We start from the raw sequence: 23078 nt of genomic DNA on the forward strand, positions 1-23078 counted from the left end.
GCTTAGCTCTCCACTTCGGAGGGCGGCGCCCCCGGCAGATCCAGGATGAAGGTACTGCCCTCGCCAGGCTGGCTGTGCAGGGTGATGTCGCCGCCCAGCGCCTGGGCGAGCTTGCGGCTCAGGTGCAGGCCCAGGCCAGAGCCTTCCTGGCGCCGTGCGGCGCCCTCCACGCGGGAGAAGGGCTCAAACAGCCGCGCCTGGTCCGCGAGCGGAATGCCGGGGCCCGTGTCCTGCACGCGCAGGCTCAGCCGCTGGCTCGCCGGGTCTGGCGCATCAAGCTGCACCAGCACGCGCCCCTGGCCCGTGAACTTGATGGCATTGCCCACGAGGTTGATGGCCACCTGGGTGAGTGCGCGCCGGTCGGTGCGCGCCAGCACCGCCTGCCCGGGCACGCTCACCAGAAAGGCCAGACCCTTGCGCTGCGCGTCGGGGCCCAGGGTGGCGGCCACCTCCTCCACCACCGCGCGGCAATCCATCGCCTCCAGTTGCAGGCTGTGGCTGCCGTCGCCGAGCTTGGCCACATCGAGCAGGTCATTGATCAGCGACAGCAGGTGGCGCGCACCGGTCTGCACGATGCGCAGCTGCTTCTCCTGCTCGGTGTTGAGGGGGCCCGGCAGGCGCATGAGCAGGGTGCCCGTGAAACCGATGATGGCGTTGAGCGGCGTGCGCAGCTCATGCGACATGCTGGCCAGGAACCGGTCCTTCACGCGCGCGGCGTTCTCCAGCTCCAGGTTCTTGTCGCGCAGCGCCTGCTCGAAGCGCTTGCGCTCGGTCACGTCGCGGATGGCGCTGGAGACGAACAGCCCCTCCTCGGTCTCCAGCGGGCTCAGGCTGATCTCGACCGGGAACTCCGTACCGTCCTTGCGCAGCCCGTACAGGTCCAGGCCCGCCCCCATGGAGCGCGTGCGCGGCTCGGCGAAGAAACCGCCGCGGTGGTGCGGGTGCTGGCTGCGGTGGCGCACCGGCACCAAGAGCTCGATCTGCCGGCCCAGCAGCTCCTCGCGCGCCCAGCCGAACAGCTTCACCGCCTGGGAGTTGACCAGCACGATGTGCCCGTCCCGATCCACGATCACCATCGCATCGGGCGCCGATTCGAGCAGGTCACGGAACTTCTGGTCGGCCTTCTTGCGCGCGGTGATGTCGCGGATGGCGCTCATCACCATGGTGCCCTCTTCCGTTTCCAGCGGACTCAGGCTGATTTCCACCGGAAACTCGCTGCCATCGCTGCGCACACCGTACAGCTCCAGGCCCGCACCCATGGTGCGGGTGCGCGGCTGCGCGAAGAAGCCGCTGCGGTGCCCCAGGTGGGCGTTGCGGTAGCGCTGGGGCAGCAGCACTTCGATGGCCTGCCCCAGCAACTGGCCGCGGGGGTAGCCGAACACGCGCTCGGCCTGCGAGTTCACGAGCACGATGCGCCCGGTCGCATTCACCATCACGATGGCATCGGGCGTGGACTCGAGCAGGTCGCGAAAGCGCGCCTCGACCAGCTTGGCATCGCGCAGCACCTTGAGCTGGGTGACATCCTTCTTGCTCGACAGGAAATAGTCCAGCCGGCCATCGGCGCCGAAAACCGCCCGGGTGGATACATTCACATGGACCAGCGAGCCATCCTTGCGCTGGCGCACCGACTCGTGCACGGCAAGCCCGGACTGCAGGGCCTTGGCGCAGATCGATTCCTCGTCCTGCACCTGGTCCGGCGGCACGATCAGCTGAACGAGGCGGCGCCCCCGAGCTTCGGCCTCGGTGTAGCCGAAGGTGGCCTCTGCGGCAGGGTTCCAGTGCAGTACCGTGCCGTCCGGCGCGATGACCAGCAGCGCGTCGGGGTTCTGCTCCCAGTGGGCCCCGGAGAAATCAGATGCCATACCGCCCCTCATCGTGGTGGGGCTTCGCCGTCGCTCACACGCCCATCCGGGTCCCGCCTCCCCTTTGGAACATCTTAGGCATGCGCCAGGCAAACTCCAAGCCAAATATTCCCCGGCCGGTGTGGCCACGGCCAGCGGTATGCCCCGGCGGCACGGCCGGTATCCCCTGCCGGTACTGCGGCACCGGGCGTTCCCGCCCCCTGCCAGTCAGGCTACATTGGCGCCCATCCCACCCAGCACGGAGATCCCCATGGGCCTGTTCACCCGCCGCCTGCAGACCGTCGTTTTCGGTGCCCTGTGCGCCGAGGGCCAATCCAAGGTCTGGGAAGGCGAGATCGGCATTCCCCACCTGGGGGACGGCTTTGCCCTGCGTGTGCATGGTGCCAGGCAGGGGCCGACGGCGGCGCAGGAGCAGGCCTTTGCACGCCTGCTCGCCAACGCCCGGCAAGTCCGCGACGAGGCCACCCCGGCGCTGGTGGCCTTCCTCCTCGAATGCGGGGTGGTGCCGACCGGGGTCCGCCTCGACGCAAGCACCCTGTGGGGCTTTCTGACGCCCTGCTTCATTGAAGTGCATCCCGACCCCGGCCTGGGCGCCGCAGAAAGCACCTGCTCGGTGGGCTACGAGATTCCCTGGGAGCCCAGCCAGCTGGTGCACATCAACGCCACCCATGGCGTCTTCACCGACGTGCATTCGGAGTGAGCATGCTGCCGTTCGACCGCCTGCGCCCCTTGCTCGCCCCCTGGGGCCGCCTGCAGCCCCAGCCCGCCAGCGACTGGCAAGGGCCCATTCCCCTGCCTGCCATCGTGGAGGCCTTCTACCGCGAGGTGGGCCCCTGGGGCGAAACCTGGCATGCGTCGGTGGGCCCGGTGGGCCTGACCATCAACGCGGGGGGCAACCCGGTGGACGTGCCGCCGGTGCACAAGCTCTGGGCGCGGCAGGACGGCTATGCCTGGTCGCGCAACCCCGACAACCCGATCCCGGGCTGGCCGGGCCACTGGCTGGTGATTGCACAGGAAGGCGCCAACCCGTTCATCCTGGACCGCAACGATGGCAGCGTCTGGTTCGACATGGCGGGCCGGGGGCACTTCAACGACCCGAGCCGGTTCGCCGACGACCTGCCCACCGCCCTGGGCGCCATCGCCACGGTGGCCAATGCCCTGGCCGCACTGGGCGACGATGCACTGGACGAGACCTTTGCACTCAAGCCCGAAAGCCGCGCACAGGTGGCGCAAGCGCTCGCGGCCTTCACGGGCAGCGATGCCAGCGCAGAGCGCATGCTGCAGGCATGGAGGTGGTACCTGTGAGCGTGCTGCAGGCCCTCGAAGCGGTGTCTGCGGACACCGGCATCGCCCTGCCGCCCTTGCTGCGGCACCTGGTGGCGGGTGGGGCCACGGTCTATCGCCCCGACTGGGCCACCACCTGGAGGGACCGCTGCCTGAGCGCGCCGCCACCGCTGATCAGCTGCAGTGACTTCGAATGGCTGGATGCCCCGGGCGTGCGCACCACCGCCGGGGAATGGCTGAACCCCGCATACCAGAATGGCCAGCGCCTGCTGCCCTTTGCCGAAACCGGTGCCGGCGATGCATGGTGCCTGGTGCCCATCGATGGCGCTTTGCAGCCCGGCGTGGCCCTGGTGCGGCACGACAGCGGTGTGAGCGAAGTGGGGTACCGCTCGTTCCAGGATTTCGCCTGCGTGCAGCTGCTGCAGGCCCTGGCCGACCTCAGCGACTGGACCGGCGAGGACGGTTTCAGCGCCGAACAGGCCTGCCAGGTGGTGCGCAGCGACGTGGACCAGGTGGCCGCCGGCATGGATGCGACGACCGGCGCCTGGCTGCGCGCGCTCAGCCGTGCGCAGCCCCTGCTGCGCGAGGTGCGCGATGGCCCGCGCAGCCCACCGCGCACGGTGCTCTCCTTGGTATCGCAGAGTGCTTTGTACGAAGCACTGGGCCGCTTCTGCCCACCCGATGTTCCAGCACTCCCGATCACCGCGCGCTGGGAATGTGCGCCCGCCATGGCGCGCAGCAAGGCCTTGCTGGCAGCCAAGGCGCCGCCCGACTGGCGCGCGCTTGCACGCAAGCCCGGCGGCAAGCTGGCGGCATTGCGCGCCCACCAGCAGGCCCATGGCAGCACCTTGCAGCAGGCCAAGGCCGCCGTGGACGATTTCATCAACCAGAACCCCGCTCCAACCCCATGAACCACCAGGAACGCCTGAATGCACTGATCGCGCGCGTGGACCAGGTGGCACAGCAGTCGGAGGGCGAGTACAGCGTGCAATGGGCAGGCGCCAGCTCGCAAGCAGCCATCGCCGAATTGGAGCAGGCGCTGGGCGTGCGCATCAGCGGCTCGTTCCGCGACTTCATTGTGCAGACCGGCGGCGGCGGACTGGACACCCTGAGCATCTCCACCATCCCGGCGCATGAACCGCTGGGCGGCCTGGGTACCGTGCATGGCGACACCCTGCGCTACCGCCAAGGCTGGGCTGCACCCCTGCCGGCCCACCTGGTCGTCATCCAGCGCAGCGAGGACGACAACGAGCCCTTCTGCCTGGACACCTCGCGCGTGCAGGATGGCGAGAACCCGGTGGTGCTGTTCTACCACCAGAGCACGGGTTCCGTGGAACCCATTGCGGACAGCTTTCTCGAATTTCTGGAGGAGTATCTGGAGCCCTACTGGGGGGACCTGCCCGAATGATCCGGCCCGCGAAGACGGCCTGCGCCGCACTGCTGCCCCTGTGCATGGCCCTGCCACCGGCCATGGCGCTGTGCCTGGACGGGCGCGCGCCCACCGTGGCGCAGGAAGCCGCCACGGCCTCGGGCGTGGTGGTGGCCGAGGTCGGGCAGGCAGAGCCGCTGCACGAGGACCCCGCGGACCCGGACGGCGTCACGGCCACGCTGTACGTGCTCAAGGTGCTGCGCAGCGTGCGCGGCCACATGCCGCCAGGCCTGGCGCTGTACAGCGAGAACACGAGTTCGCGCTTTCCCATGGAGGTGGGTGGGCGCTACCTGCTGTTCCTCTCGCGCGACCGGAACCACCGCTACTTCGTGGACCCTTGCGGCAACTCCGGCCTGCTGGTGGAGCGGCGGCACGCGCTCAGAGCATTGGGAAGCGCGAAAGGCGCCCCGTAGAGGCTCAGCTCAGGCGGCGAGCGTTTTCGGCGTAGATGGCCAGGTAGATCGAGTCCGAGCCCACGTAGGGTGCCTTGCCGCCAAAGCCCACGTTGAAGTCGCCGAACGAAAGCGAGCGGATGCCGGCCAGGCCGGTGCGCAGCCGGTCGCGCGTGAGCTCCTTGCCTGCGTTCTTGAGGCCTTCGATCATGATCTGGGCATTCACCCAGCCCTCCAGGGCGCTGCCGCTGTTGAAGAAGGCAGCATTGCTGTTGGTGGTTTTCATGGTGCTCTGGAACTTGCGCACCACCACCGATTTCTGCGAGTTGGCATCCGGGAACACCTGCACCAGCGCCATGCCGCGTGTGGCGGCGGCCAGCTTGGGCAGCTCCGAGGAGATCACCGTGACCGACAGGCCGGCCAGCGGCACGCCAGCCGCCTTGGCACGAAAGGGCAGCACGAAGGCCGTGTTGGCCGTGCCGGTGGTGGCCAGCAGCACGGCGCCCGGGCGCTCGGCGGCCACCTTGTCGGCCAGCTCGGCACCGTTCTTGCCATCCACGGCCAGCGCGAATTCGCCAGCGCGTTCGACCTTGATCTCGTCGAGCGCGCGCGACATGTCCTTGAGCACTTCCTTGCCGAAGGGGTTGTCCAGGTAGACCACGGAAATGCGCTTGAGGCCCATCTCCACCACCTGCTTGACCAGGCGCTGGGTTTCGTCGCGGTAGCTCGGGCGCACGAAGAACACATTGCGCTGCTCAGCCGAGCGCAGCGAGGGCGCGCCCGTGATGGGGCCCACGGTGGGGATGCCCTTGCCTTCGATCAGAGGCAGGATGGCCGCCGTGTTGGCCGTGCCCAGGGGCGAGATCAGTGCGAAGATGGACTGCGCCTCCAGCATCTGCGTGACGTTCTGCAGGGTGCGGCTGGCAACGTAGGCATCGTCCTTGGCATCCATGCGGATCTCACGGCCGTGCACGCCGCCGGCCTGGTTCACTTCGGCAAAGGCCGCCTTCATGCCTGCCACCTGCTCGATGCCGGCCTGGCCCAGGGGGCCGGTCAGGGCGATGGAGCAGCCCAGGTTGATGTGCCTGGAAGACAGGGCCTCTTCGGCCGCAATGGCCGACGAAGCCCACGCGGGCAGGCTGGTGGCCGCAGCCACTTGGGTGGCGCGCAAAAGAAAGTGACGACGGCTCATGGTGTGAAAAATGCCCGGATGTGTGCAAAGGGGCGCAGGCTACCGGTGCCAGGGCCTGCAACTTGTCCGGTGTGCGACAGTCTGTCGCGCAAAGCGCACAATTTTGGGGCACGCCCCTCAAGTAGGCTTGGCGCTCAGGCCGCCAGCAGCTGCGGCAGCAAGGCGGCCGAGGTACCGCGCAGCACGGCATCGGCAGTGCCGTCGAGCTCGCTCGGGTTCGGGTTGAGCACCACCACCCGGGCACTGGCCGAGCGCGCCTGGTGGGCCAGGCCCGCGGCGGGGTAGACCGCACCGGCGGTGCCGACCACCAGCATCAGATCGCACGCCTGCGCCGCCCGCTCTGCGGCCTCGAACACGGCCAGCGGCAGCATTTCGCCAAACCAGACCACGCCGGGGCGCAGCTGGTTGCCGCAGCGCTCGCAGGTCGGGGGCCGGCCGGCCACCGCATCGTCGATGTGGCAGCAGTTGCGCGGGGTGTCGAGCCAGCGGTTGGCGAACAGGTCGCCGTGCAGGCACAGCACGCCCGTGCTGCCCGCGCGCTGGTGCAGGCCGTCGACGTTCTGGGTGATCAGCGTGAGCCGGCCCGGGTGGGCCGCCTGGAACTGCGCCAGCGCCTGGTGCCCGGCATTGGGCTGCACGCCGTCCATGAGCTGGCGCCGGTGTTGGTACCAGTCCCAGACCCGCTCCGGGTGGGCACGAAAACCGGCCTCGGTGGCCATGTCCTCGGCACGGAACTGGGCCCAGTAGCCCGTCTGCGCATCGCGGAAGGTGGGCACGCCCGATTCGGCGCTCACGCCCGCACCGGTGAGCGCAGCGATGTGCCCTGCTTCACGCACCCAGCCGCGCACCGTTTCAAGAAAATGTTCCTGCATGGGTTGTGCCTCAACTTTCCACCTTGTGCCGTACTGCCCGCGACACACGAAACTGGCGCGGCCCAGGCCAGTGCCCCCGCGCAAGGGCCGCCCCGCCGCGAAGGCGGCATATGCAGCGCTTGCGCTGGGGGCGTCCCCCTCCCGCATCGCGCAGCGAGGCGAGAGAGGGGTGAAGGCGCGAAGCGACTCAGGGGGTGTTCACGTCCTCTGGCGCAGGGCCTCGTAGAGGCAGACGCCGCTGGCCACGGACACGTTGAGGCTTTCCACCGCGCCCTTCATCGGGATGCTGACCAGTTCGTCGCAGGTCTTGCGCGTGAGCTGGCGCATGCCGTCGCCCTCGGCGCCCAGCACCAGGGCCACGGGGCCCTTCAGGTCCACCTGGTAGACGGTCTTGGGCGCGTCGTCGCTGGTGCCGATGCACCAGATGTTGCGCTCCTTGAGCTCGCCCAGGGTGCGCGCCAGGTTGGTGACCATGAAGTACGGCATGGTCTCGGCCGCGCCGCTGGCCACCTTGGCCACCGTGGCATTGATGCCCACGGCATGGTCCTTGGGGGCAATGACGGCATGGGCGCCAGCACCGTCGGCCACGCGCAGGCAGGCGCCCAGGTTGTGCGGGTCGGTCACGCCATCGAGCACCAGCAGCAGCGGGTTCTCGACACCGGCGGCCTCGAGGTTCTCCAGCAGCTCGTCGAGCGAGGTGATCTGGGCCACGGGCTCCACGCGCGCCGCCACGCCCTGGTGGCCATGGCTGCCGGCCAGCTTGGCAATGCGCTCGCTGTCGGCTTCGATCAGGCGGGCACCGGCTTCGCGGGCCCGGTCGAGGAACTGGCGCATGCGCGCATCGCGCCGCGTGACCTCGTAGTAGATCTCGATGACGGATTTCGGCGCGGTCTTCAGACGCACGCCCACGGCGTGGAAGCCGAAAAGAACTTTGGGGGAGGACATCCCCCGATTATCGGTTGCCCGCAAGAGCTATTCTTTTAATAGCGTCGAGCAGGCCGCCATCCGGCCTCAAAAATCAGTTCTCGGCGACCTGGCCGGCATCGATGGTGATGCGCCGCTCGCAGCGCGCGGCGATGCCGCGGTCGTGCGTGACCAGCACCAGCGTCGTGCCCTGTTCGCGGTTGAGCTCGAACATGAGCTGCATGATGGTCTCGCCCGTGGCGAAGTCCAGGCTGCCCGTGGGCTCATCGGCCAGCAGCACCGCCGGGTGCACCACGAAGGCGCGCGCCAGTGCCACGCGCTGCTGCTCGCCGCCCGACAGCACCTTGGGGTAGTGCGACAGGCGCTGGCCCAGGCCCACGCGGGCCAGCATGTCGGCAGCGGCCTTGCGTGCGTCGCGGCGGTTGGCCAGCTCCAGCGGCAGCATCACGTTCTCCAGCGCCGTGAGGTTGCCCATGAGCTGGAAGCTCTGGAACACGAAGCCGACCTTCTGCGCGCGCAGCGCGGCACGCTCGTCCTCGTCGATGGCGAACAGGTCATGCCCGTCCAGGCGCACCGTGCCGCGCGTGGGGGTATCCAGGCCGGCGATGATGGACAGCAGCGTGCTCTTGCCCGAGCCCGACGCGCCCACGATGGCCGCTGTTTCCCTCGGCGCCAGGCGGAAATCGATATCCCGCAGAATGTCCAGCGTACCGGTCGAATCCGTGACCGACTTGAAGACGTGTTCGACGGCAATAATGGGGGTCACGGGCGATGGGGAAGATTCGGACATGAAAGGTTCTTCGCTTTGATTCGAGATCTGCAGTATCGGCGCCACTTTATCCTCTCGGCAGGCATCCTGGGTTTGGCAGGGATTTGCGCCCCCGCCGCATGGGCCCAGGCCACAGCACCAGCATCTTCCGCGCCAGCCATCCTGGTGCTGGGCGACTCGCTGAGTGCCGAGTACGGCCTGGCCCGCGGCGCCGGCTGGGTGGCCTTGCTGGAAAAGCGCCTGCAGGAAGAAAAGATCGAGCGCCGCGTGGTCAATGCCAGCGTGAGCGGCGAGACCACGTCGGGCGGGCGTTCACGCCTGATCGCCCTGCTCGCCCAACACAAGCCTGCCGTGGTGGTGATCGAGCTGGGCGGCAATGACGCACTGCGCGGCCTGCCGCTGAAAAATACCGAAGAGAACCTGACTGCCATGACCGATGCGGCGCAAAAGGCCGGGGCCAAGGTCTTGCTGGTGGGCATGCAGGTGCCGCCGAACTATGGCACCGACTATGCCAACCGGTTTGCCGGCCTGTTCACCACCGTGGCCCAGGCCAAGAAGGTGGCCGTGGTGCCGTTTTTCCTCAAGGGCGTGGCCGATGGCCCGGACCCTACCCGCCTGTTCCAGGCGGACCGCATCCATCCGCGTGCAGAGGCGCACCCGCAGATGCTGGCCAACGTGTGGCCAGAGCTGAAGAAGCTGCTGCGCTGAGCGCCGTGCCTGCGGACCTGCCTGCTGCCTTGGTGGCGCGGCGGGTTGCCGGACACGGCGGTCGAAGGCTCAGCCGCCTTCTGCGCCCGTGGGCTGGTTGGCGCCTGGAGCGCCGTCGCCATTGCCACCGGCAGGCTGGTCACCCTGTGGGTCATCCGGCCTGCGCTGGGTTTTGGAACGCAGCTTCTCTTCTTTTTTTTGTTTTTTGGCGAGCTCGCGCTGGCGCTTTTCGTATCCGTAGTTGGGTGTTGCCAAGGTGTTTGCTTCCTGAAGTAGAGACCCACTGTAACAGCTAGGCCCCTGTTTGCCGACATACCCCCGCGCCCGTCAAGCGGGGGCAAAGGCCCGCTGCAGGGACTGCAGCAGGTCCTGGCGCAGATCCTCCACCGCCTCCAGCCCGATGGAAAACCGCACCAGCGTCCCGGGCTTCAGATGGGCCGCCGGCCGGCTGCGCATGCGGGCCAGGTCGTAGGGCACGACCAGGCTCATGGGCCCACCCCAGCTGTAACCCAGCTTGAACAGGCGCAGGCCGTCGCAGAAGGCGTCGACCTGCTCCTGGCTGTGGCGCGCATCGACCAGCACGCTGAACAGGCCCGCCGCCGCGCCTGCGCCACCATAGGCCGCGCCACACAGCGCCGCCCACTGCGCATGGCCCGGCGCACCGGCCAATGCCGGGTGCAGCACCTGGGCGATTGCGGGCTGCTGCTGCAGCCACTGCGCCAGGCTGCGCGCCGCCTCGTCGTGCGCGCGGTAACGCAGGCCGATGCTGGGCAGCGAGCGCAGCACCGCCTCGGCATCGTTGCCGCCGATGCCCAGGCCCAGGCGCATGTGGGTGAGCTTGAGTTTCATGTGGAGGGCTTCATCGCGTGTGACGATGCTGCCCATGAGCACGTCGCCGCCGCCGCTGGGGTACTTGGTGAGCGCATGCGCGGAAATGTCCACGCCCAGGGATCCATCCCCCAGCAGGTCGAACGGCGCGAAGGCCAGGCCCGCGCCCCAGGTGTTGTCCAGCGCCGTGGTCACGCCGCGCGCGCGGCAGATGCGCACCTGCTCGCACAGGTCGGGGAACTCCATGGTGACCGAGCCGGCCGCTTCGAGCCACACCAGGCGCGTGGCGGGCGTGATGCGCGCGGCCAGGTCGGCCGGGTCCAGCGGGTCGTAGACCGCATGCCCGATGCCGAAGCGGCGCAGCTCGCCGTGGATCAGGTCCTTGCTCGGGCCGTAGACGTTGTCGGGGATCAGCAGTTCGTCGCCAGGCTTGAGCAGGGCCAGCGCCACGTTGGCGATCGCCGCCAGGCCGCTGGGGACCAGCAAGCACTGCAGGCCGCCTTCCAGGGCGCACAGGCGCTCTTCGAGGATGAAGGTGGTGGGGGTGCCGTGCAGGCCATAGGTGTAGCCGCTCTTGTCCTTCCACTCGCGGCTGCGCATGGCGGCCACGTTGGGGAAGATCACGGTCGAGGCCTTGTAGACGGCGGTCTGGGGGGCCTGGAATCCCGCGGGCGGAAGGTAGTCGTGGTGGACGAGGCGGGAGGCGATGTCGGTGGCATGGTCTTGCATGCAGCCAATGGTAGCGCGCCGCACAAGGGTCACCTTGTGCGGCGCGGCCCCTTTGCCGTGGCCCCTGTTCGGGGGGCAGGCAAAGGCCAGGGCATGGCCGAGGGCTTGCGTTGCACGCATCACTTGCCCGGGCGGTCTTCGAGTGCCAGTCCTCGCAATGAAGATGAAGGAGGCAGCCTGCTCGCTGCCCGACTGGCGGGTCGGAAGTCCATCCCTGCCCGGTGCGCGTGGGGTCCGGTCTCTTTACAGTCCCGGGGCCCGGTGCAAGCCGTCAGGTACGGCCGTGCCTTAGCTCGGTGTCACGGTCAACTGGTTGTTGACCGAGGTTACGCCCTTCACGGCGCTGGCGATCGTCTCTGCACGCTCCTTGGCGGCGGGCGTGGTGGCAGGGCCGTTGAGCGTCACGGAGCCGTTCACGGTATCCACGTTGATCTTGATGGCGCTCAGGTCGGGGTCCTTGGCCAGGCCGGCGGACACCTGGGCCGTGATGGTCGCGTCATCGATCTTTTCCATCGCGGTCTGCGAGCCTTGCTGCACCTTGGTTTCGGCGTTCTGCATGGCGGCCTCGGCCTTGATGCGGGCGTCGGTGGCAGCCTGCTCGGTGCGGCCAACGGCCGAATCCAGGCGCTGGCCCACGGTGGCATCCTCGGTCTTGCTGCAAGCAGCCAGGCCCAGCGCCAGGGCGCTGACGGCCAGCACGCTGGCGATGCGGTGGGTGGAACGCTGTGCGGTCTGTGCGGTGTTCATGGGAAAACTCCTTGCGGTTGAGAACATGGTTGGTACTTTAGGCAGCCGGGCCCGCGCCGCGGGTCGGAGAGCTCCGAAGTGGCTGTAGGACACCAGGCAGGCCTGCCGGGCGGGCGACAATCGGGGCCATGCCTTCCCTGCCGTCCCTGTCCCGCTGGTTTCCCTTCCTCGCCTGGCCCCGCCCCGACCGCCACCTCCTCAAGGGCGAGTTCTCCGCGGGCATGACCGTGGGGCTGATGCTGGTGCCGCAGGGCGTGGCCTATGCGGCCCTGGCGGGCATGCCGCTGGTCACCGGCATCTACGCCTCGCTGATCCCGGCCCTGGTGGCCGTGCTGTTCAGCTCCTCCACCCGGCTGGGCGTAGGGCCCACGGCGCTCACCAGCCTGCTGATCGGCGCCTCCCTGACCGGGCTGGCCGAGCCCGGCAGTGCGCAATGGGTGGCCCTGGCGGCGTGGATGGCCCTGCTCTCGGGCCTGCTGCAGCTGGTGATGGGGGCGGCCCGCTTTGGCTGGCTGCTCAACCTGGTGACCTCGCCGGTGCTCAGCGGCTTCACCCAGGCGGCGGCCCTGCTGATCCTGGCCTCGCAGCTGCGCGCCTTCACCGGCCTGCGCTCGGACCTCGGGGCGCTCTGGTCCACCCCGTCGCTGGGCCACTTCGACCTGGTGGCGGCGGCCTTCGGCGTGTGCAGCCTGGCCTTGCTGGTGCTGGCCCGGCGCTGGCGCCCGAACTTTCCGGCCGCCATCGTGGTCGTGGGCGCCGCCGGGGCGCTGAGCTGGGCACTGGGCTATGCCGACGGCGGCGGTTCCGTGGTGGGCACCCTGCCCGAGGGGCTGCCCTCCCTGTACTGGCCGGGCCTGCTGTCCTGGTCGCAGTTTTCCGCCCTGGTGATGCCGGTGCTGGTGGTCACGCTGGTGAGCTTTCTCGAAACCGCCTCCAGCGCCAAGGTGGAGAGCCAGCGCTCGGGCGAGCGCTGGAACGAGAACCAGGACCTGATCGGCCAGGGCCTGGCCAAGATCAGCAGCGGGCTGTGCGGCAGCTTTGCCACCAGCGCCTCGTTCTCGCGCTCGGCCATCAACCTGTATGCCGGCGCGCGCACCGGCTGGGCCACGGTGTTCGCCATCGCCCTGGTGCTGGTGGTGCTGCTGTGGCTCACCCCCGCGCTCTACCACGTGCCGCAGTCGGTGCTGGCGGCCGTGGTGATCACCGCCGTGACCAGCCTCATCAAGCCCGCCACCCTGCTGCGCCTGTGGCGCATCTCCCGCGTCGAGGCCATGATGGCCGGCGTGACCTTTGCGCTGACCCTGGCCACCGCGCCGCGCATGTACTGGGGCGTGCTCGTCGGGCTGGTGATGAACCTGAGCCACTTTCTGTACCAGCGCCTGCACCCGCGCATCATCGAGGTGGGCCTGCACCCCGACGGCAGCCTGCGCGACCGCCACCTGTGGCACCTGCCGCCCCTGGCACCCCGCCTGCTGGCGCTGCGCATGGATGCGGAACTCGATTTCGGCTCCGCCAGCGCGCTGGAGCGGCACGTGACGGACCACCTGGCCATCCAGCCCGAAATCACCCACCTGTGCCTCATGGCCCAGCCCATCAACCGCATCGACATCACCGGGGTTGAAACCTTTGCCACGCTGCGCGCCCTGATGCAGGCGCGCGGCGGCATCCTGCACGTGAGCGGCATGAAGCTGCCGGTGGACCAGGTGCTGCGCCGGGCCGGTTTGCTCGAGCCCGGCCCGGGGCTGCAGATGTACCGCACCGATGCCGAGGCGCTGCTGGTGCTGCAGCAGATACCGGCAAATGCCCCTGCTCCCGGAAACCCGCTCAAAATCCCCTGAAACGGGTTCCCGGCCCCGCCTCGCTGCTACACTCAACGAACTCTGCCCTATCCATTTGTGTCTGACTCTGCGGCCTCTCATCTCGTAGACCTGCGCGATCTGCGCCTGGACATTGCACACGCGCTCGTGGCGCAGGCGGTCGGCAGCGAAGCGTCCCTGCAACGCGAAGCGCCGTCCCGCTACCTCCAAGGCCTGATCGACGGTCTGTGCGAGCTTTCCCTCAAGGACCCCCTCACCGGGCTGGCCAACCGTCGGCATTTTCGCGCCGTGCTCGAACGCGAGATCGACCGCGTGACGCGCTCTGGGGAGGCGGCCCTGCTGCTGATGCTGGACATCGACCACTTCAAGGCGGTCAACGACACCCACGGCCATTTGGCGGGTGATGTGGTGCTGCAGTCGGTGGCGCGCACCCTGAGCGCCTGCGTGCGCCCCATGGACACCCTGGCGCGCTATGGCGGCGAGGAGTTCGCGGTGGTGCTGCCCGCCTGCCAGGCGGCTTTTGGCAAGGTGGTGGCCGAGCGCATCCGCCGCGCCGTGGCCAATACGCCGGTCAGGATTTCGCCCTCCGTGGAGCTGAATGTCACGGTGAGCGTCGGCGGGGCCTTCGCCCTGCAATGGATCCGCTCGACCACCCTGCTGTGGACCGACCGGGCCGACCACCAGCTCTACCAGGCCAAATCGTCGGGCCGCAACCGGGTGAGCATCGAAGAGCAGCCCGACAGCACCGTCAGTGCCGAAGAAAAGAGCCTGTTGTTCGGCCCCTTGTACACCCCCTCGGGCTGGGGCGATCTGCCCCCGCTGGACCCAACAGGCAGCGCCAACTGAAAGTTAGAAGATGAGCGACGCGCTGTCCCCCCCACCCACATCCTCCGACGCCCCACCCTCGCCTGGACGCCCACCCGGCGCGGCGGCCACCGGTGCGCGCATCATTGCCATCACCAGCGGCAAGGGCGGCGTGGGCAAGACCTTCGTGTCGGCCAACCTGGCAGCGGCGCTCACGCGGCGCGGCCAGCGCGTGCTGGTGCTCGATGCCGACCTGGGCCTGGCCAACCTCGACGTGGTGCTCAACCTGCACCCCAAGATCACGCTGCACGACGTGTTCACCGGCAAGGCCCTGCTTGAGGACGCCATCATCCAGGCGCCCGGCGGCTTCGCGGTGCTGCTGGCCGGCTCGGGCATGGTGGAGTACTCGCGCCTCACGCCCGAGGTGCGCAACCAGTTCCTGAACGTGATCCAGGCGATTGCGCCGAACTACGACGTGATCCTGCTGGACACCGGGGCCGGCATCTCGGACGTGGTGCTGTTCTCGATTTCGCTGGCCTCCGAGGTGCTGATCGTGGCCACGCCCGAGCCGACCTCGCTGACCGACGCCTACGCCGCCATCAAGGTGCTGGCCATGCAGCAAAAGCGCCAGCATGTGCGCATGGTGATCAACCAGGCGGCCCGCCCGGGCGACGGCCGGGCCATCACCAGCCAGTTGCAGCAGGTGCTGGACCGCTTCGTGAGCACCGAATCGGGCCGTGCCGTGCGCCTGATCCACATGGGCGACATCCCGGCCGACCCCTCGGTGCGCGACGCCGTGATGCGCCGCCAGTTGCTGCTGCTCAATACACCGGGCTGTCCGGCCTCGCTGGCCATTGCCCAACTGGCCAACAAGATCGAGACCACGCTGCTGGTACCTACGGTCTGACGGCCCGGCGGGCAAGCCACCGCCGGCCGCCGCGCGACAATCAGGGCCCGCCGCCAGGAGAATGCCGCCTGGCGGACCCCTCCTTTTCCCATTCCGTGTGAACAACAGGCCATCGCCGTGATGAACGACGTCCTCAATATCTCCTGCTACAAGTTCGTGCCGCTGCCCGATGCGCAGGCGCTGCGCGACCTGCTGCACGAGCGTGCGCTGGCGGCGCAGCTCAAGGGCACGATCCTGCTGGCAGAGGAAGGCATCAACTTCTTCCTGGCGGGCACGGCCGACGCGGTGCGCGGCTTCGTCGACACCATGCGCACCGACGCACGCTTTGCCGACCTGGCCCCCAAGGAGAGCTGGTCGGACACGGTGCCGTTTCGCAAGATGCTGGTCAAGGTCAAGCGCGAGATCATCCGCATGGACCACCCCACGATCCAGCCCTCCACCGGCCGCGCCCCGGCCGTGACGCCGGCCACGCTGCACCGCTGGCTGGAGCAAGGCCATGACGACGAAGGCCGCGAGGTGGTGACGCTGGATACCCGCAATGCCTTCGAGGTGGACGAGGGCACGTTCGACAACGCCATCGACTGGCGCATCGACAAGTTCACCGAGTTCCCGCCGGCCCTGCGCGCCCACAAGGCCGAGCTGGCCGACAAGACCGTGGTGAGCTTCTGCACCGGCGGCATCCGCTGCGAGAAGGCGGCCATCCTCATGCGCGAGGAAGGCCTCGATCACGTCTATCAGCTCGAAGGCGGCATCCTCAAGTACTTCGAGGAAACCGATGGCGCCCACTACCACGGCGGCTGTTTCGTCTTCGACGAGCGCCGGGTGCTGGCTGCCGACCTCTCCACGGACACGCCGGAAAAGGCCTGACCAGGCCTTTCAGGCCTTTGCTCAATCCGCGCGGAAGCGGTGCTCCGGCAGCGGGATGAATTCCGTTTCTCCCGGCACCGGCTTCATGCGGCCGGCCTCCCAGTCGGCGGCCGCCTGGACGATGCGCTCCTTGCGGCTGGAGACGAAGTTCCACCACATGTGGCGCGGGCCGTCGAGCGCATCGCCGCCAATGAGCATCAGGCGCACGGCGCTGGCGCCAGCCTGCAGCCGCATGGGCGCCGCAGCCCCTGCGGGCAGCACCGCCAGGGTCTGGGCCACCAGGGGCTCGCCATCGAGCGACAGGTCGGCATCCACCGGGTAGAGCGCCATCTCCTGCGCCAGGGCCGGCAGCTCCAGCACCGCGCCCGCAGGCAGTTGCACGTCCAGGTACAGCGTGGGTGCATAGGTGGCCACAGGCGAGGTCTGGCCAAAGGCCGTGCCGATCAGCACGCGCACCACGGCCTCGCCCACCTGCACCTCGGGAATCGCCGCGGCCGGCGTGTGCACGAACGAGGCATCGACCTCCTCGGCCGCCACCGGCAGGGCCGCCCACAGCTGGATGCCGTGGTTCACGTAGGTGGTTTCCGCCAGCGACTCGGGCCGGCGCTCGGAGTGCACGATGCCCTTGCCGGCCGTCATCCAGTTGATGGCGCCGGGTTCGATCTGCTGCACATGGCCCAGGTTGTCGCGGTGCATGATGGCGCCTGAGAACAGGTAGGTCACCGTGGCCAGGCCGATGTGCGGATGGGGCCGCACGTCGTGCGCCGCGCCGGGCACCACCGACACCGGGCCGAAGTGGTCGAAAAAGATGAACGGCCCGACCGACCGGCACTGCACGGCGGGCAGCAGGCGCCGCACGGTGAAGCCGCCGCCGAGGTCCTTGGCGTGGCCGGACAGGCGCAGGACGGCGCTCATGGACGTGCTCCAGCGGTGAGGGCGCGAAGGCGATGGCATCGTGGCATGGTGAGCTCCTGTGATCGTGGGTTGGTGTCAGTCTTGGTGGAATCGGGCCGCCAGCTCGGCCACCCGCTGTCCCAGCACACGCGCGGTGTCCAGGTCGCCCGGGGCCATCTCGCCCGCCGAGGCGTCCGATGGCGACTGGGCCATGGCGCCACTGTAGGCACCGAGCCAGTTCACGTCGTTGCGCGTGGCGGTCTTGGAGTTCGACGGCAGCACGCCCGCCCCCACCCACAGGCCGCCATGCTGCATGGCCAGGTGGAACAGGTAGTCGAGCGTGATCTGCTTGTCGCCATTGGTGGCGGCACTGTTGGTGAAGCCGGCGAACAGCTTGTTCTTCCAGGCCTGGCTGAACCAGGGCTTGGACGAGGCGTCGGCAAAGCGCTTGAACTGCCAGCTCGGTCCGGCCATGTAGGTCGGCGAGCCGAAGATGATGGCGCTGGCGGCCGCCAGGCTTTCCCAGCCGCCCTCGGGCAGGCCGCCGTCCGCATCGATGGCGATCAGCTCGGCACCCGCACCATCGGCCACGGCCTGGGCCATGCGCTGGGTGTGGCCATAGCCCGAGTGGTAGACGACGGCGATCTGCGGCATGCGGCGGTTCCTTGCAAGGTCAAAGCGCCATCATGCCGCAGGATGGCGACGTCAGCGGGAAGAACGGCGCGCGTCCACGCTCCAGCCGCCGGCGCCGAAGGCGGCCAGGGCCAGCAGGCCGCCGACGACGCCCACGTTCTTGAAGAACATCAGCTGCTGCATCATCTGCTTGTCGGCCGGCAGGGCCCAGTAGGCATGGAAGAAGAAGCTGGCCACCAGCGTGAAGAACGCCAGCGCCAGCGCGGCAAAGCGCGTGCCGAAGCCGAAGATCAGCGCCAGACTGCCCAGCACCTCCACGGCGGCGGCGATGGCAGCGGCCACGGTGGGCATGGGCAGGCCCACCGAGCTGATGTAGCCCACGGTGCCGGCAAAGCCGGTGAGCTTGCCGATGCCGGCGGGCAGGAACAGGGCGGCCAGCAGCAGGCGCGAGGCCAGGGCCAGGGGGTTTTGCAGGGAATTGAACATGGTGGACTCCTTCAGGTGACAGGTTAAAACAGTATGGGACAGCAAGGTATCAATTGCTCATGGCGCTGCGCGCCACTCGCGACGTATAAAACCGACGCGGCCAAGGCCAGTGCCCCCGTGCAAGGGCCGCCCCGCCGCGCTGGGGGCGTCCCCCTCCCGACTCGCGCAGCGAGGAGAGAGAGAGGGGGAAGGCGCGGAGCGACTCAGGGGGTGCTTCACTTCAGGGGGCCAGGTCGAACACCAGCACCTCGGCATCGCGGCCATCGGTCAGCGCCAAGGCCGTCTCGTGCTCGATCAGCGCGGCATCCCCGGCCGACAGGGCCTGGCCATTGGCCTTCAGGCTGCCGCGCACCAGGTGCACGTACACCTTGCGTGCGGGGTCGAGCACCAGGCTCGCCGATTCGCTGCCATCGATCAGGCCGGCGTACAGCGTGGCATCGGCATTCACCTGGACGGAGCCTTCGGCGCCGTCGGGCGATGCCACCCGCCGCAGCGTGCCGCGCTTTTCGGCATCGGTAAAGGTCTTTTGCTCGTAGCCGGGCGCGATGCCCTGTACGTCGGGCAGCAGCCAGATCTGCAGGAAGTGCGTGGTCTGGCCGTCGGCATGGTTGAACTCGCTGTGCTGCACCCCCGTGCCGGCGCTCATGCGCTGCACGTCGCCGGGCGGAATGCCCTTGATGTTGCCCATGCTGTCCTTGTGGGCCAGCTCGCCCGACAGCACGTAGCTGATGATCTCCATGTCGCGGTGGCCATGGGTGCCGAAGCCCATGCCCGGGGCGATGCGGTCTTCGTTGATCACGCGCAGGTTGCCGAAGCCCATGTGCTCGGGGTCGTGGTAGCCCGCGAACGAGAAGCTGTGGTACGAATGCAGCCAGCCATGGTCGGCATGGCCGCGGTCTTTGGATTTGCGAACAGTCAGCATGGTGTGTGCCCCTTTCAAGACTCGACTGTAGGCCTGTCCCCCCGGCACCGGGGGCTGGCATATTGATGGCATGATTCAAAAAAATTGAATTAACATGGCAACACCATGCAAAACCCGCGCGATGTGCTGACCCCCGACAGCCTGGCCATGCTGCAGGTGATCGCCGAGGCCGGCAGCTTTGCGGCCGCAGCGCGCCAGCTGGGCCTGGTGCCCAGCGCGCTGACCTATCGCGTGCGCCAGATCGAAGATGCCCTGGACGTGCTGCTGTTCGACCGCAGTGCGCGCCAGGCCCGCCCCACCGAGGCCGGCGTGGAGCTGCTGCGCGAAGGCGCGCGGTTGCTGCAGGACGTCGATGCCGTAGCGCACCGCGTGCGCCGCGTGGCCACGGGCTGGGAGCCGCAGCTCACGCTGTCGGTCGATGGCGCCATTTCGCCGCACACCATGATGGAGCTGGTGGATGCGTTCTACGCCATGGCGCCGCCCACGCGCCTGAAGCTGCGCGACGGCATCATGACCGGCACGCTGGAGGCCCTGACCTCGGGCCGGGCGGACCTGGCCGTGGGGGTCACCATCGCCGGCTCCAGCGTGGCCGGGCTGCAGCAGGCGCCGCTGGGCGATGTGCTGTTCATCTACGTGGTGGCACCCCACCACCCCCTGGCCACCGAGCCCGAGCCGATCACCGATGCGACCTTGCTGCAGCACCGCGCCGTGGCCGTGGCCGACTCGGCCCTGCGCGGTGGCGCCACCATGGGCCTGCTGGGCGGGCAGGACGTGCTCACGGTGGACACCATGCAGGCCAAGGTGCGTGCCCAGTTGCGCGGCCTGGGCGGCGGCTTTCTACCCGAGCCCATGGTACGCCCCTACCTGGAGGCCGGGCGCCTGGTGGCGCGCAAGGTGGCCCGGCCCGAGCGCTTGGTGCGCGTGAACTATGCCTGGGGCGGCCCCGGCTTCACCGCGCCGGGCCGTGCGCTGCAGTGGTGGCTCAACCAGTTGCAAAGCCCGGCCACGCGGCGCGCACTGCTGGAAAACCACCATCATTTCTGATGCGCAGCCCTGTGCGGGGCGTGTAGAGTGGTCGGTGTCGGAGTTTTCCAGCCAACCGTTCCCGAAAGGCCTCCCATGAGCAAACCTGTTTCTCGCCCTGCCAAACGGCCCCGACGCCCTGCACCCAGCCCTGCTGCGGCGACCACGACGACAAGCTCCCCCCGCAAACCCACCGGAGGCGCCAAGGCCCCCCGGCATTTCGCCATCATCGGCGCCGGCATGGCCGGCATCGCCTGCGCCCGCACCCTGGTGCAGGCGGGCCACCAGGTCACCGTCTTCGAGAAATCCGCCGCCGCCGGCGGGCGCACGACCACCATCGACTCGCCCTTTGGCGGCTTCGATGCCGGCGTGCAGTACTTCACCGTGCGCGATGCGCGTTTCGCGCGCGCCATCGACACCGTGCCCGGCGTGTGCAAGCGCTGGAGCGCCAATTCCGTGCGCGTGCTCGACGCAGCCGGCCGCGTGACCGCCGCCGGCCTGCCCACGCGCGAAGCCCACTGGGTCGCCAGCCCCGGCATGCAATCGCTGGTGGCCGCCTGGGCCGCACCGCTGGCCCAGGCTGGCCGGCTGATCACCGACACCCGCGTCACGCGCATCGAGCACGACGCCTTGAACGCCACCGGCTGGCAGTTGCGCACCGAAGGCCCCGATGGCGGCCAGCATGTGTACGCCGGCTTCGATGCCGTGCTGCTGGCCCAGCCCGCCACGCCGGCCCAGGCCCTGCTGTCCACCTCGGCCATCGACAGCAGCCTGACCAAGGCCCTGTCCAGCGTCGCCATCGCCCCCTGCTGGACGCTGATGCTGGCCTACCCGCAGGCCGTGCGCCCGGGCCTGACCACGCTGGGCCCGCAGTGGAATGCCGCGCGCAGCACGCACCACCGCATTGCCTGGCTGGCCCGCGAATCCTCCAAGCCCGGCCGGCCCAGCGTGGAGCGCTGGACCGTGCAGGCCAGCCCCGCCTGGTCGGCCGAGCACCTCGAAGACGATGCCGAGCGCGTGCAGGCCAAGCTGATCAAGGCCTTTGCCGAGGTGACCGGCATCCGCGCCGAGCCTGCGCACGCCCAGACCCAGCGCTGGCGCTACGCCCAGACCACGCATCCCCTGGGCCGCAGCCACCTGTGGGATGCCCAGATCGGCCTGGGCGCCTGCGGCGACTGGTGCCTGGGCCACCGCCTCGAAGATGCCTTCGTGTCCGGACTGGAGCTGGCACTCGCCGTGGCATGACACAAGGTGAGGACGCGGCCCCGGGCCCCGAGCCCGGCGCGGGCTACACCGGTCGTTTTGCGCCGTCGCCGACAGGGCCCCTGCATGCGGGCTCGCTGGTGGCCGCCCTGGCCAGCTGGCTCGATGCCCGCGCCTTCAACGGCGGGCGGGGCGGCCGCTGGCTGGTGCGCATCGAAGACGTGGACACGCCGCGCTGCATCCCGGGCGCGGGCGAGTTCATCCTGCAGCAGCTGGCCGCCTGCGGGCTGGTGCCCGACGAACCGCCGCTGTGGCAGTCCGCACGGGGCGCCGTCTACCAGCAGGCCCTGGACCGCCTGGTGGCCGAAGGCGCGGCCTACCCCTGCGCCTGCTCGCGCAAGGACATCGAAGAAGCCCAGCTCGCGCTCGGCCATGCGCGCGAGCGGCATGCGGCCCTGCCCTATCCCGGCACCTGCCGCCATGGCCTGAATGGGCGAGACGGCCGGTCCTGGCGCTTTCGCGTGCCGGCGGGCCTGCCCCCGACGGACTGGACCGACCGGCGCCTGGGAGCCCAGCAGCAGGATGTGGCCGCGGACATCGGCGACTTCGTGCTGCGCCGCGCCGATGGCCTGTGGGCCTACCAGCTGGCCGTGGTGGTCGATGACGCCGCCCAGGGCATCACCCACATCGTGCGCGGAGAGGACCTGGCCGACAACACGCCGCGCCAGATCCTGCTGCAGCATGCGCTCGGCGTGGCCACGCCGCAGTACCTGCATACCCCTCTGGTCTGCGGTGACAATGGCGAAAAGCTGTCCAAGCAGAACGGTGCCCAGGCCCTGGACCTCGGCAACCCCGTACAGGCGCTGGAGCAGGCGGCACGGGCCCTGGGCCTGCCGGCGCTGGCACATCCGCACAACACTTGCGTCGGGGATGCGCTGGCGCAATGGGCCACAGCGTGGTTCAGAAACTACAATGGCCCATCGTGACCGAACTGCCATCCCTTTCCCCCGCCCCCGACAGCGCGGCAACTGCTGCCCAAGCGCCCCAAGCCGGCAGTGCTGCGCCCGCTGGCGTTGCCTACCCCAAGACCATCAAGAGCTTCGTGCGCCGCGCCGGGCGCACCACCACGGGCCAGGCCAAGGCCTTCGAGGACCTGGGCCCGCGCTTCGTGCTGCCCTATGCCGCCGCTCCGCTCGACGCCCCGGCCGCCTTTGGCCGCACGGCCCCGCTGATCCTGGAGATCGGTTTCGGCATGGGCGAAGCCACGGCCCACATCGCACGCGTGCGCCCGGGCGACAACTTCCTGTGCTGCGAAGTGCACGAGCCCGGCGTGGGGGCCCTGCTCAAGCGCATCGGCGAGCACGAGATCGGCAACATCCGCATCCTGCAGCACGATGCCGTGGAAGTCATCGACCACATGCTGGCACCGGCCAGCCTCGATGGCGTGCACATTTTCTTTCCCGACCCCTGGCACAAGACCAAGCACAACAAGCGCCGGCTGATCCAGTCGCCGCTGGTGGCCAAGCTGGCCGCCCGGCTCAAGCCCGGCGGCTACCTGCACTGCGCCACCGACTGGGAGCCCTACGCCCAGCAGATGCTGGAAGTGCTCGGTGCCGAGCCCCTGCTGGCCAATACCGCCAGCGGTTTCGCGCCGCAGCCCGACTACCGCCCGCTGACCAAGTTCGAGAACCGCGGCCTGCGCCTCGGGCATGGTGTCTGGGACATCGTGTTCGTGCGGCGCAACTAGAAGACCGCGCCCCACCCACCGGACCGCCACCATCCCGCA

General features: G+C 69.0%; 26 protein-coding genes. 14 read left to right on the forward strand and 12 right to left on the reverse strand.

Annotated features, from left to right (window positions below):
• Positions 1-2 precede the first annotated feature (2 nt).
• Positions 3-1862 (reverse strand): PAS domain S-box protein, encoded by a 1860-nt coding sequence (locus AC07PA_RS14890; RefSeq protein ID WP_494608483.1) that lies wholly within the window; start codon positions 1860-1862, stop codon positions 3-5.
• A gap of 250 nt (positions 1863-2112) precedes the next feature.
• Here AC07PA_RS14890 and AC07PA_RS14895 point away from each other — a divergent pair, with 250 nt between their 5' ends.
• Genes AC07PA_RS14895 through AC07PA_RS14915 form a run of 5 tightly spaced genes read left to right on the forward strand, consistent with a single transcriptional unit; the run spans position 2113 to position 4988 of the window.
• Positions 2113-2562: a hypothetical protein gene (locus AC07PA_RS14895; RefSeq protein WP_494608484.1), complete on the forward strand. Its 450-nt coding sequence runs from the start codon at positions 2113-2115 to the stop codon at positions 2560-2562.
• 2 nt (positions 2563-2564) lie between these two features.
• Positions 2565-3167, forward strand: a complete 603-nt coding sequence (locus AC07PA_RS14900; RefSeq protein ID WP_494608485.1) for a hypothetical protein — start codon at positions 2565-2567, stop codon at positions 3165-3167.
• Entirely contained in the window at positions 3149-4057 is a 909-nt protein-coding gene (locus AC07PA_RS14905; RefSeq protein WP_494608486.1) for an SMI1/KNR4 family protein, read from the forward strand. The genes AC07PA_RS14900 and AC07PA_RS14905 overlap by 19 nt, the downstream gene beginning before the upstream one ends.
• The gene (locus AC07PA_RS14910) at positions 4054-4554 is read left to right on the forward strand and encodes an SMI1/KNR4 family protein (protein WP_007856328.1); all 501 of its coding nucleotides are present in this window, start codon (positions 4054-4056) and stop codon (positions 4552-4554) included. Before AC07PA_RS14905 ends, AC07PA_RS14910 begins: the two co-directional genes overlap by 4 nt.
• On the forward strand, positions 4551-4988 hold the full coding sequence (locus AC07PA_RS14915) for a hypothetical protein (protein WP_007856326.1): 438 nt from the start codon (positions 4551-4553) through the stop codon (positions 4986-4988). Before AC07PA_RS14910 ends, AC07PA_RS14915 begins: the two co-directional genes overlap by 4 nt.
• Positions 4989-4992: 4 nt before the next feature.
• Here the strand turns inward: AC07PA_RS14915 and AC07PA_RS14920 are convergent, their stop codons facing one another.
• The 4 genes from AC07PA_RS14920 to AC07PA_RS14935 form a co-directional block, all read right to left on the reverse strand.
• Complete coding sequence (locus AC07PA_RS14920) at positions 4993-6159, reverse strand: ABC transporter substrate-binding protein (RefSeq protein ID WP_007856324.1); 1167 nt, start codon at positions 6157-6159, stop codon at positions 4993-4995.
• A gap of 134 nt (positions 6160-6293) precedes the next feature.
• On the reverse strand, positions 6294-7031 hold the full coding sequence (locus tag AC07PA_RS14925) for an SIR2 family NAD-dependent protein deacylase (RefSeq protein ID WP_494608487.1): 738 nt from the start codon (positions 7029-7031) through the stop codon (positions 6294-6296).
• 198 nt (positions 7032-7229) lie between these two features.
• Positions 7230-7976 carry a 23S rRNA (guanosine(2251)-2'-O)-methyltransferase RlmB gene (gene rlmB, locus AC07PA_RS14930; protein WP_007859295.1) on the reverse strand — a complete coding sequence of 249 codons (747 nt, stop codon included), beginning with the start codon at positions 7974-7976 and terminating at the stop codon, positions 7230-7232.
• A 73-nt stretch (positions 7977-8049) separates the two neighbouring features.
• Positions 8050-8745, reverse strand: coding sequence for an ABC transporter ATP-binding protein (locus AC07PA_RS14935; RefSeq protein WP_007859298.1), 696 nt, complete (start codon positions 8743-8745; stop codon positions 8050-8052).
• Between the two features lie 15 nt (positions 8746-8760).
• Here AC07PA_RS14935 and AC07PA_RS14940 point away from each other — a divergent pair, with 15 nt between their 5' ends.
• On the forward strand, positions 8761-9432 hold the full coding sequence (locus AC07PA_RS14940; protein WP_035205909.1) for an arylesterase: 672 nt from the start codon (positions 8761-8763) through the stop codon (positions 9430-9432).
• Positions 9433-9501: 69 nt separating this feature from the next.
• Here AC07PA_RS14940 and AC07PA_RS14945 read toward each other — a convergent pair whose 3' ends face one another.
• The 3 genes from AC07PA_RS14945 to AC07PA_RS14955 all read right to left on the reverse strand — a co-directional run bounded on the left by AC07PA_RS14945 (position 9502) and on the right by AC07PA_RS14955 (position 11736).
• On the reverse strand, positions 9502-9687 hold the full coding sequence (locus tag AC07PA_RS14945; protein WP_081497407.1) for a hypothetical protein: 186 nt from the start codon (positions 9685-9687) through the stop codon (positions 9502-9504).
• 72 nt (positions 9688-9759) lie between these two features.
• Positions 9760-10989 carry a PLP-dependent transferase gene (locus AC07PA_RS14950; RefSeq protein ID WP_035205914.1) on the reverse strand — a complete coding sequence of 410 codons (1230 nt, stop codon included), beginning with the start codon at positions 10987-10989 and terminating at the stop codon, positions 9760-9762.
• 288 nt (positions 10990-11277) lie between these two features.
• On the reverse strand, positions 11278-11736 hold the full coding sequence (locus AC07PA_RS14955; RefSeq protein WP_007859305.1) for a BON domain-containing protein: 459 nt from the start codon (positions 11734-11736) through the stop codon (positions 11278-11280).
• Between the two features lie 128 nt (positions 11737-11864).
• Here AC07PA_RS14955 and AC07PA_RS14960 point away from each other — a divergent pair, with 128 nt between their 5' ends.
• From AC07PA_RS14960 to AC07PA_RS14975, 4 genes are all read left to right on the forward strand, one after another.
• Complete coding sequence (locus tag AC07PA_RS14960) at positions 11865-13574, forward strand: SulP family inorganic anion transporter (RefSeq protein ID WP_494608488.1); 1710 nt, start codon at positions 11865-11867, stop codon at positions 13572-13574.
• A 57-nt stretch (positions 13575-13631) separates the two neighbouring features.
• Positions 13632-14399 carry a GGDEF domain-containing protein gene (locus AC07PA_RS14965; RefSeq protein ID WP_007859307.1) on the forward strand — a complete coding sequence of 256 codons (768 nt, stop codon included), beginning with the start codon at positions 13632-13634 and terminating at the stop codon, positions 14397-14399.
• Positions 14400-14409: 10 nt separating this feature from the next.
• Positions 14410-15264 carry a MinD/ParA family protein gene (locus AC07PA_RS14970; RefSeq protein WP_007859308.1) on the forward strand — a complete coding sequence of 285 codons (855 nt, stop codon included), beginning with the start codon at positions 14410-14412 and terminating at the stop codon, positions 15262-15264.
• A 120-nt stretch (positions 15265-15384) separates the two neighbouring features.
• Positions 15385-16131, forward strand: a complete 747-nt coding sequence (locus tag AC07PA_RS14975; RefSeq protein WP_007859309.1) for a sulfurtransferase — start codon at positions 15385-15387, stop codon at positions 16129-16131.
• Between the two features lie 21 nt (positions 16132-16152).
• On the opposite strand, the gene AC07PA_RS14980 is transcribed toward AC07PA_RS14975, so the two are convergent.
• From AC07PA_RS14980 to AC07PA_RS14995, 4 genes are all read right to left on the reverse strand, one after another.
• The gene (locus AC07PA_RS14980) at positions 16153-17046 is read right to left on the reverse strand and encodes a pirin family protein (RefSeq protein ID WP_494608489.1); all 894 of its coding nucleotides are present in this window, start codon (positions 17044-17046) and stop codon (positions 16153-16155) included.
• Between the two features lie 75 nt (positions 17047-17121).
• Positions 17122-17679: a flavodoxin family protein gene (locus AC07PA_RS14985; RefSeq protein ID WP_007859312.1), complete on the reverse strand. Its 558-nt coding sequence runs from the start codon at positions 17677-17679 to the stop codon at positions 17122-17124.
• A gap of 51 nt (positions 17680-17730) precedes the next feature.
• On the reverse strand, positions 17731-18144 hold the full coding sequence (locus AC07PA_RS14990; protein WP_145697424.1) for a DoxX family protein: 414 nt from the start codon (positions 18142-18144) through the stop codon (positions 17731-17733).
• Between the two features lie 220 nt (positions 18145-18364).
• A complete protein-coding gene (locus AC07PA_RS14995) occupies positions 18365-19066 on the reverse strand; it encodes a pirin family protein (RefSeq protein WP_494608490.1) in 702 nt (233 codons plus the stop codon).
• Positions 19067-19171: 105 nt separating this feature from the next.
• On the opposite strand from AC07PA_RS14995, the gene AC07PA_RS15000 reads away from it, so the two are divergent.
• From AC07PA_RS15000 to trmB, 4 genes are all read left to right on the forward strand, one after another.
• Entirely contained in the window at positions 19172-20110 is a 939-nt protein-coding gene (locus AC07PA_RS15000) for a LysR family transcriptional regulator (RefSeq protein WP_007861469.1), read from the forward strand.
• Between the two features lie 75 nt (positions 20111-20185).
• Positions 20186-21334, forward strand: coding sequence for an NAD(P)/FAD-dependent oxidoreductase (locus AC07PA_RS15005; RefSeq protein ID WP_108016500.1), 1149 nt, complete (start codon positions 20186-20188; stop codon positions 21332-21334).
• The gene (gluQRS, locus tag AC07PA_RS15010) at positions 21331-22278 is read left to right on the forward strand and encodes a tRNA glutamyl-Q(34) synthetase GluQRS (RefSeq protein ID WP_494608491.1); all 948 of its coding nucleotides are present in this window, start codon (positions 21331-21333) and stop codon (positions 22276-22278) included. Before AC07PA_RS15005 ends, gluQRS begins: the two co-directional genes overlap by 4 nt.
• Positions 22236-23039: a tRNA (guanosine(46)-N7)-methyltransferase TrmB gene (trmB, locus tag AC07PA_RS15015; RefSeq protein ID WP_494608492.1), complete on the forward strand. Its 804-nt coding sequence runs from the start codon at positions 22236-22238 to the stop codon at positions 23037-23039. The genes gluQRS and trmB overlap by 43 nt, the downstream gene beginning before the upstream one ends.
• Positions 23040-23078 lie beyond the last annotated feature (39 nt).

It is taken from the genome of Acidovorax sp. GW821-FHT09B03 (assembly GCF_059418305.1).

Coding starts and splice junctions, on each gene's coding strand:
- AC07PA_RS14890 (WP_494608483.1), bottom strand. CDS start 1,862: ATGGCATCTGATTTCTCCGGGGCCCACTGGGAGCAGAACCCCGACGCG.
- AC07PA_RS14895 (WP_494608484.1), top strand. CDS start 2,113: ATGGGCCTGTTCACCCGCCGCCTGCAGACCGTCGTTTTCGGTGCCCTG.
- AC07PA_RS14900 (WP_494608485.1), top strand. CDS start 2,565: ATGCTGCCGTTCGACCGCCTGCGCCCCTTGCTCGCCCCCTGGGGCCGC.
- AC07PA_RS14905 (WP_494608486.1), top strand. CDS start 3,149: ATGGAGGTGGTACCTGTGAGCGTGCTGCAGGCCCTCGAAGCGGTGTCT.
- AC07PA_RS14910 (WP_007856328.1), top strand. CDS start 4,054: ATGAACCACCAGGAACGCCTGAATGCACTGATCGCGCGCGTGGACCAG.
- AC07PA_RS14915 (WP_007856326.1), top strand. CDS start 4,551: ATGATCCGGCCCGCGAAGACGGCCTGCGCCGCACTGCTGCCCCTGTGC.
- AC07PA_RS14920 (WP_007856324.1), bottom strand. CDS start 6,159: ATGAGCCGTCGTCACTTTCTTTTGCGCGCCACCCAAGTGGCTGCGGCC.
- AC07PA_RS14925 (WP_494608487.1), bottom strand. CDS start 7,031: ATGCAGGAACATTTTCTTGAAACGGTGCGCGGCTGGGTGCGTGAAGCA.
- rlmB (WP_007859295.1), bottom strand. CDS start 7,976: ATGTCCTCCCCCAAAGTTCTTTTCGGCTTCCACGCCGTGGGCGTGCGT.
- AC07PA_RS14935 (WP_007859298.1), bottom strand. CDS start 8,745: ATGTCCGAATCTTCCCCATCGCCCGTGACCCCCATTATTGCCGTCGAA.
- AC07PA_RS14950 (WP_035205914.1), bottom strand. CDS start 10,989: ATGCAAGACCATGCCACCGACATCGCCTCCCGCCTCGTCCACCACGAC.
- AC07PA_RS14955 (WP_007859305.1), bottom strand. CDS start 11,736: ATGAACACCGCACAGACCGCACAGCGTTCCACCCACCGCATCGCCAGC.
- AC07PA_RS14960 (WP_494608488.1), top strand. CDS start 11,865: ATGCCTTCCCTGCCGTCCCTGTCCCGCTGGTTTCCCTTCCTCGCCTGG.
- AC07PA_RS14970 (WP_007859308.1), top strand. CDS start 14,410: ATGAGCGACGCGCTGTCCCCCCCACCCACATCCTCCGACGCCCCACCC.
- AC07PA_RS14975 (WP_007859309.1), top strand. CDS start 15,385: ATGAACGACGTCCTCAATATCTCCTGCTACAAGTTCGTGCCGCTGCCC.
- AC07PA_RS14980 (WP_494608489.1), bottom strand. CDS start 17,046: ATGAGCGCCGTCCTGCGCCTGTCCGGCCACGCCAAGGACCTCGGCGGC.
- AC07PA_RS14985 (WP_007859312.1), bottom strand. CDS start 17,679: ATGCCGCAGATCGCCGTCGTCTACCACTCGGGCTATGGCCACACCCAG.
- AC07PA_RS14990 (WP_145697424.1), bottom strand. CDS start 18,144: ATGTTCAATTCCCTGCAAAACCCCCTGGCCCTGGCCTCGCGCCTGCTG.
- AC07PA_RS14995 (WP_494608490.1), bottom strand. CDS start 19,066: ATGCTGACTGTTCGCAAATCCAAAGACCGCGGCCATGCCGACCATGGC.
- AC07PA_RS15000 (WP_007861469.1), top strand. CDS start 19,172: ATGCAAAACCCGCGCGATGTGCTGACCCCCGACAGCCTGGCCATGCTG.
- AC07PA_RS15005 (WP_108016500.1), top strand. CDS start 20,186: ATGAGCAAACCTGTTTCTCGCCCTGCCAAACGGCCCCGACGCCCTGCA.
- gluQRS (WP_494608491.1), top strand. CDS start 21,331: ATGACACAAGGTGAGGACGCGGCCCCGGGCCCCGAGCCCGGCGCGGGC.
- trmB (WP_494608492.1), top strand. CDS start 22,236: ATGGGCCACAGCGTGGTTCAGAAACTACAATGGCCCATCGTGACCGAA.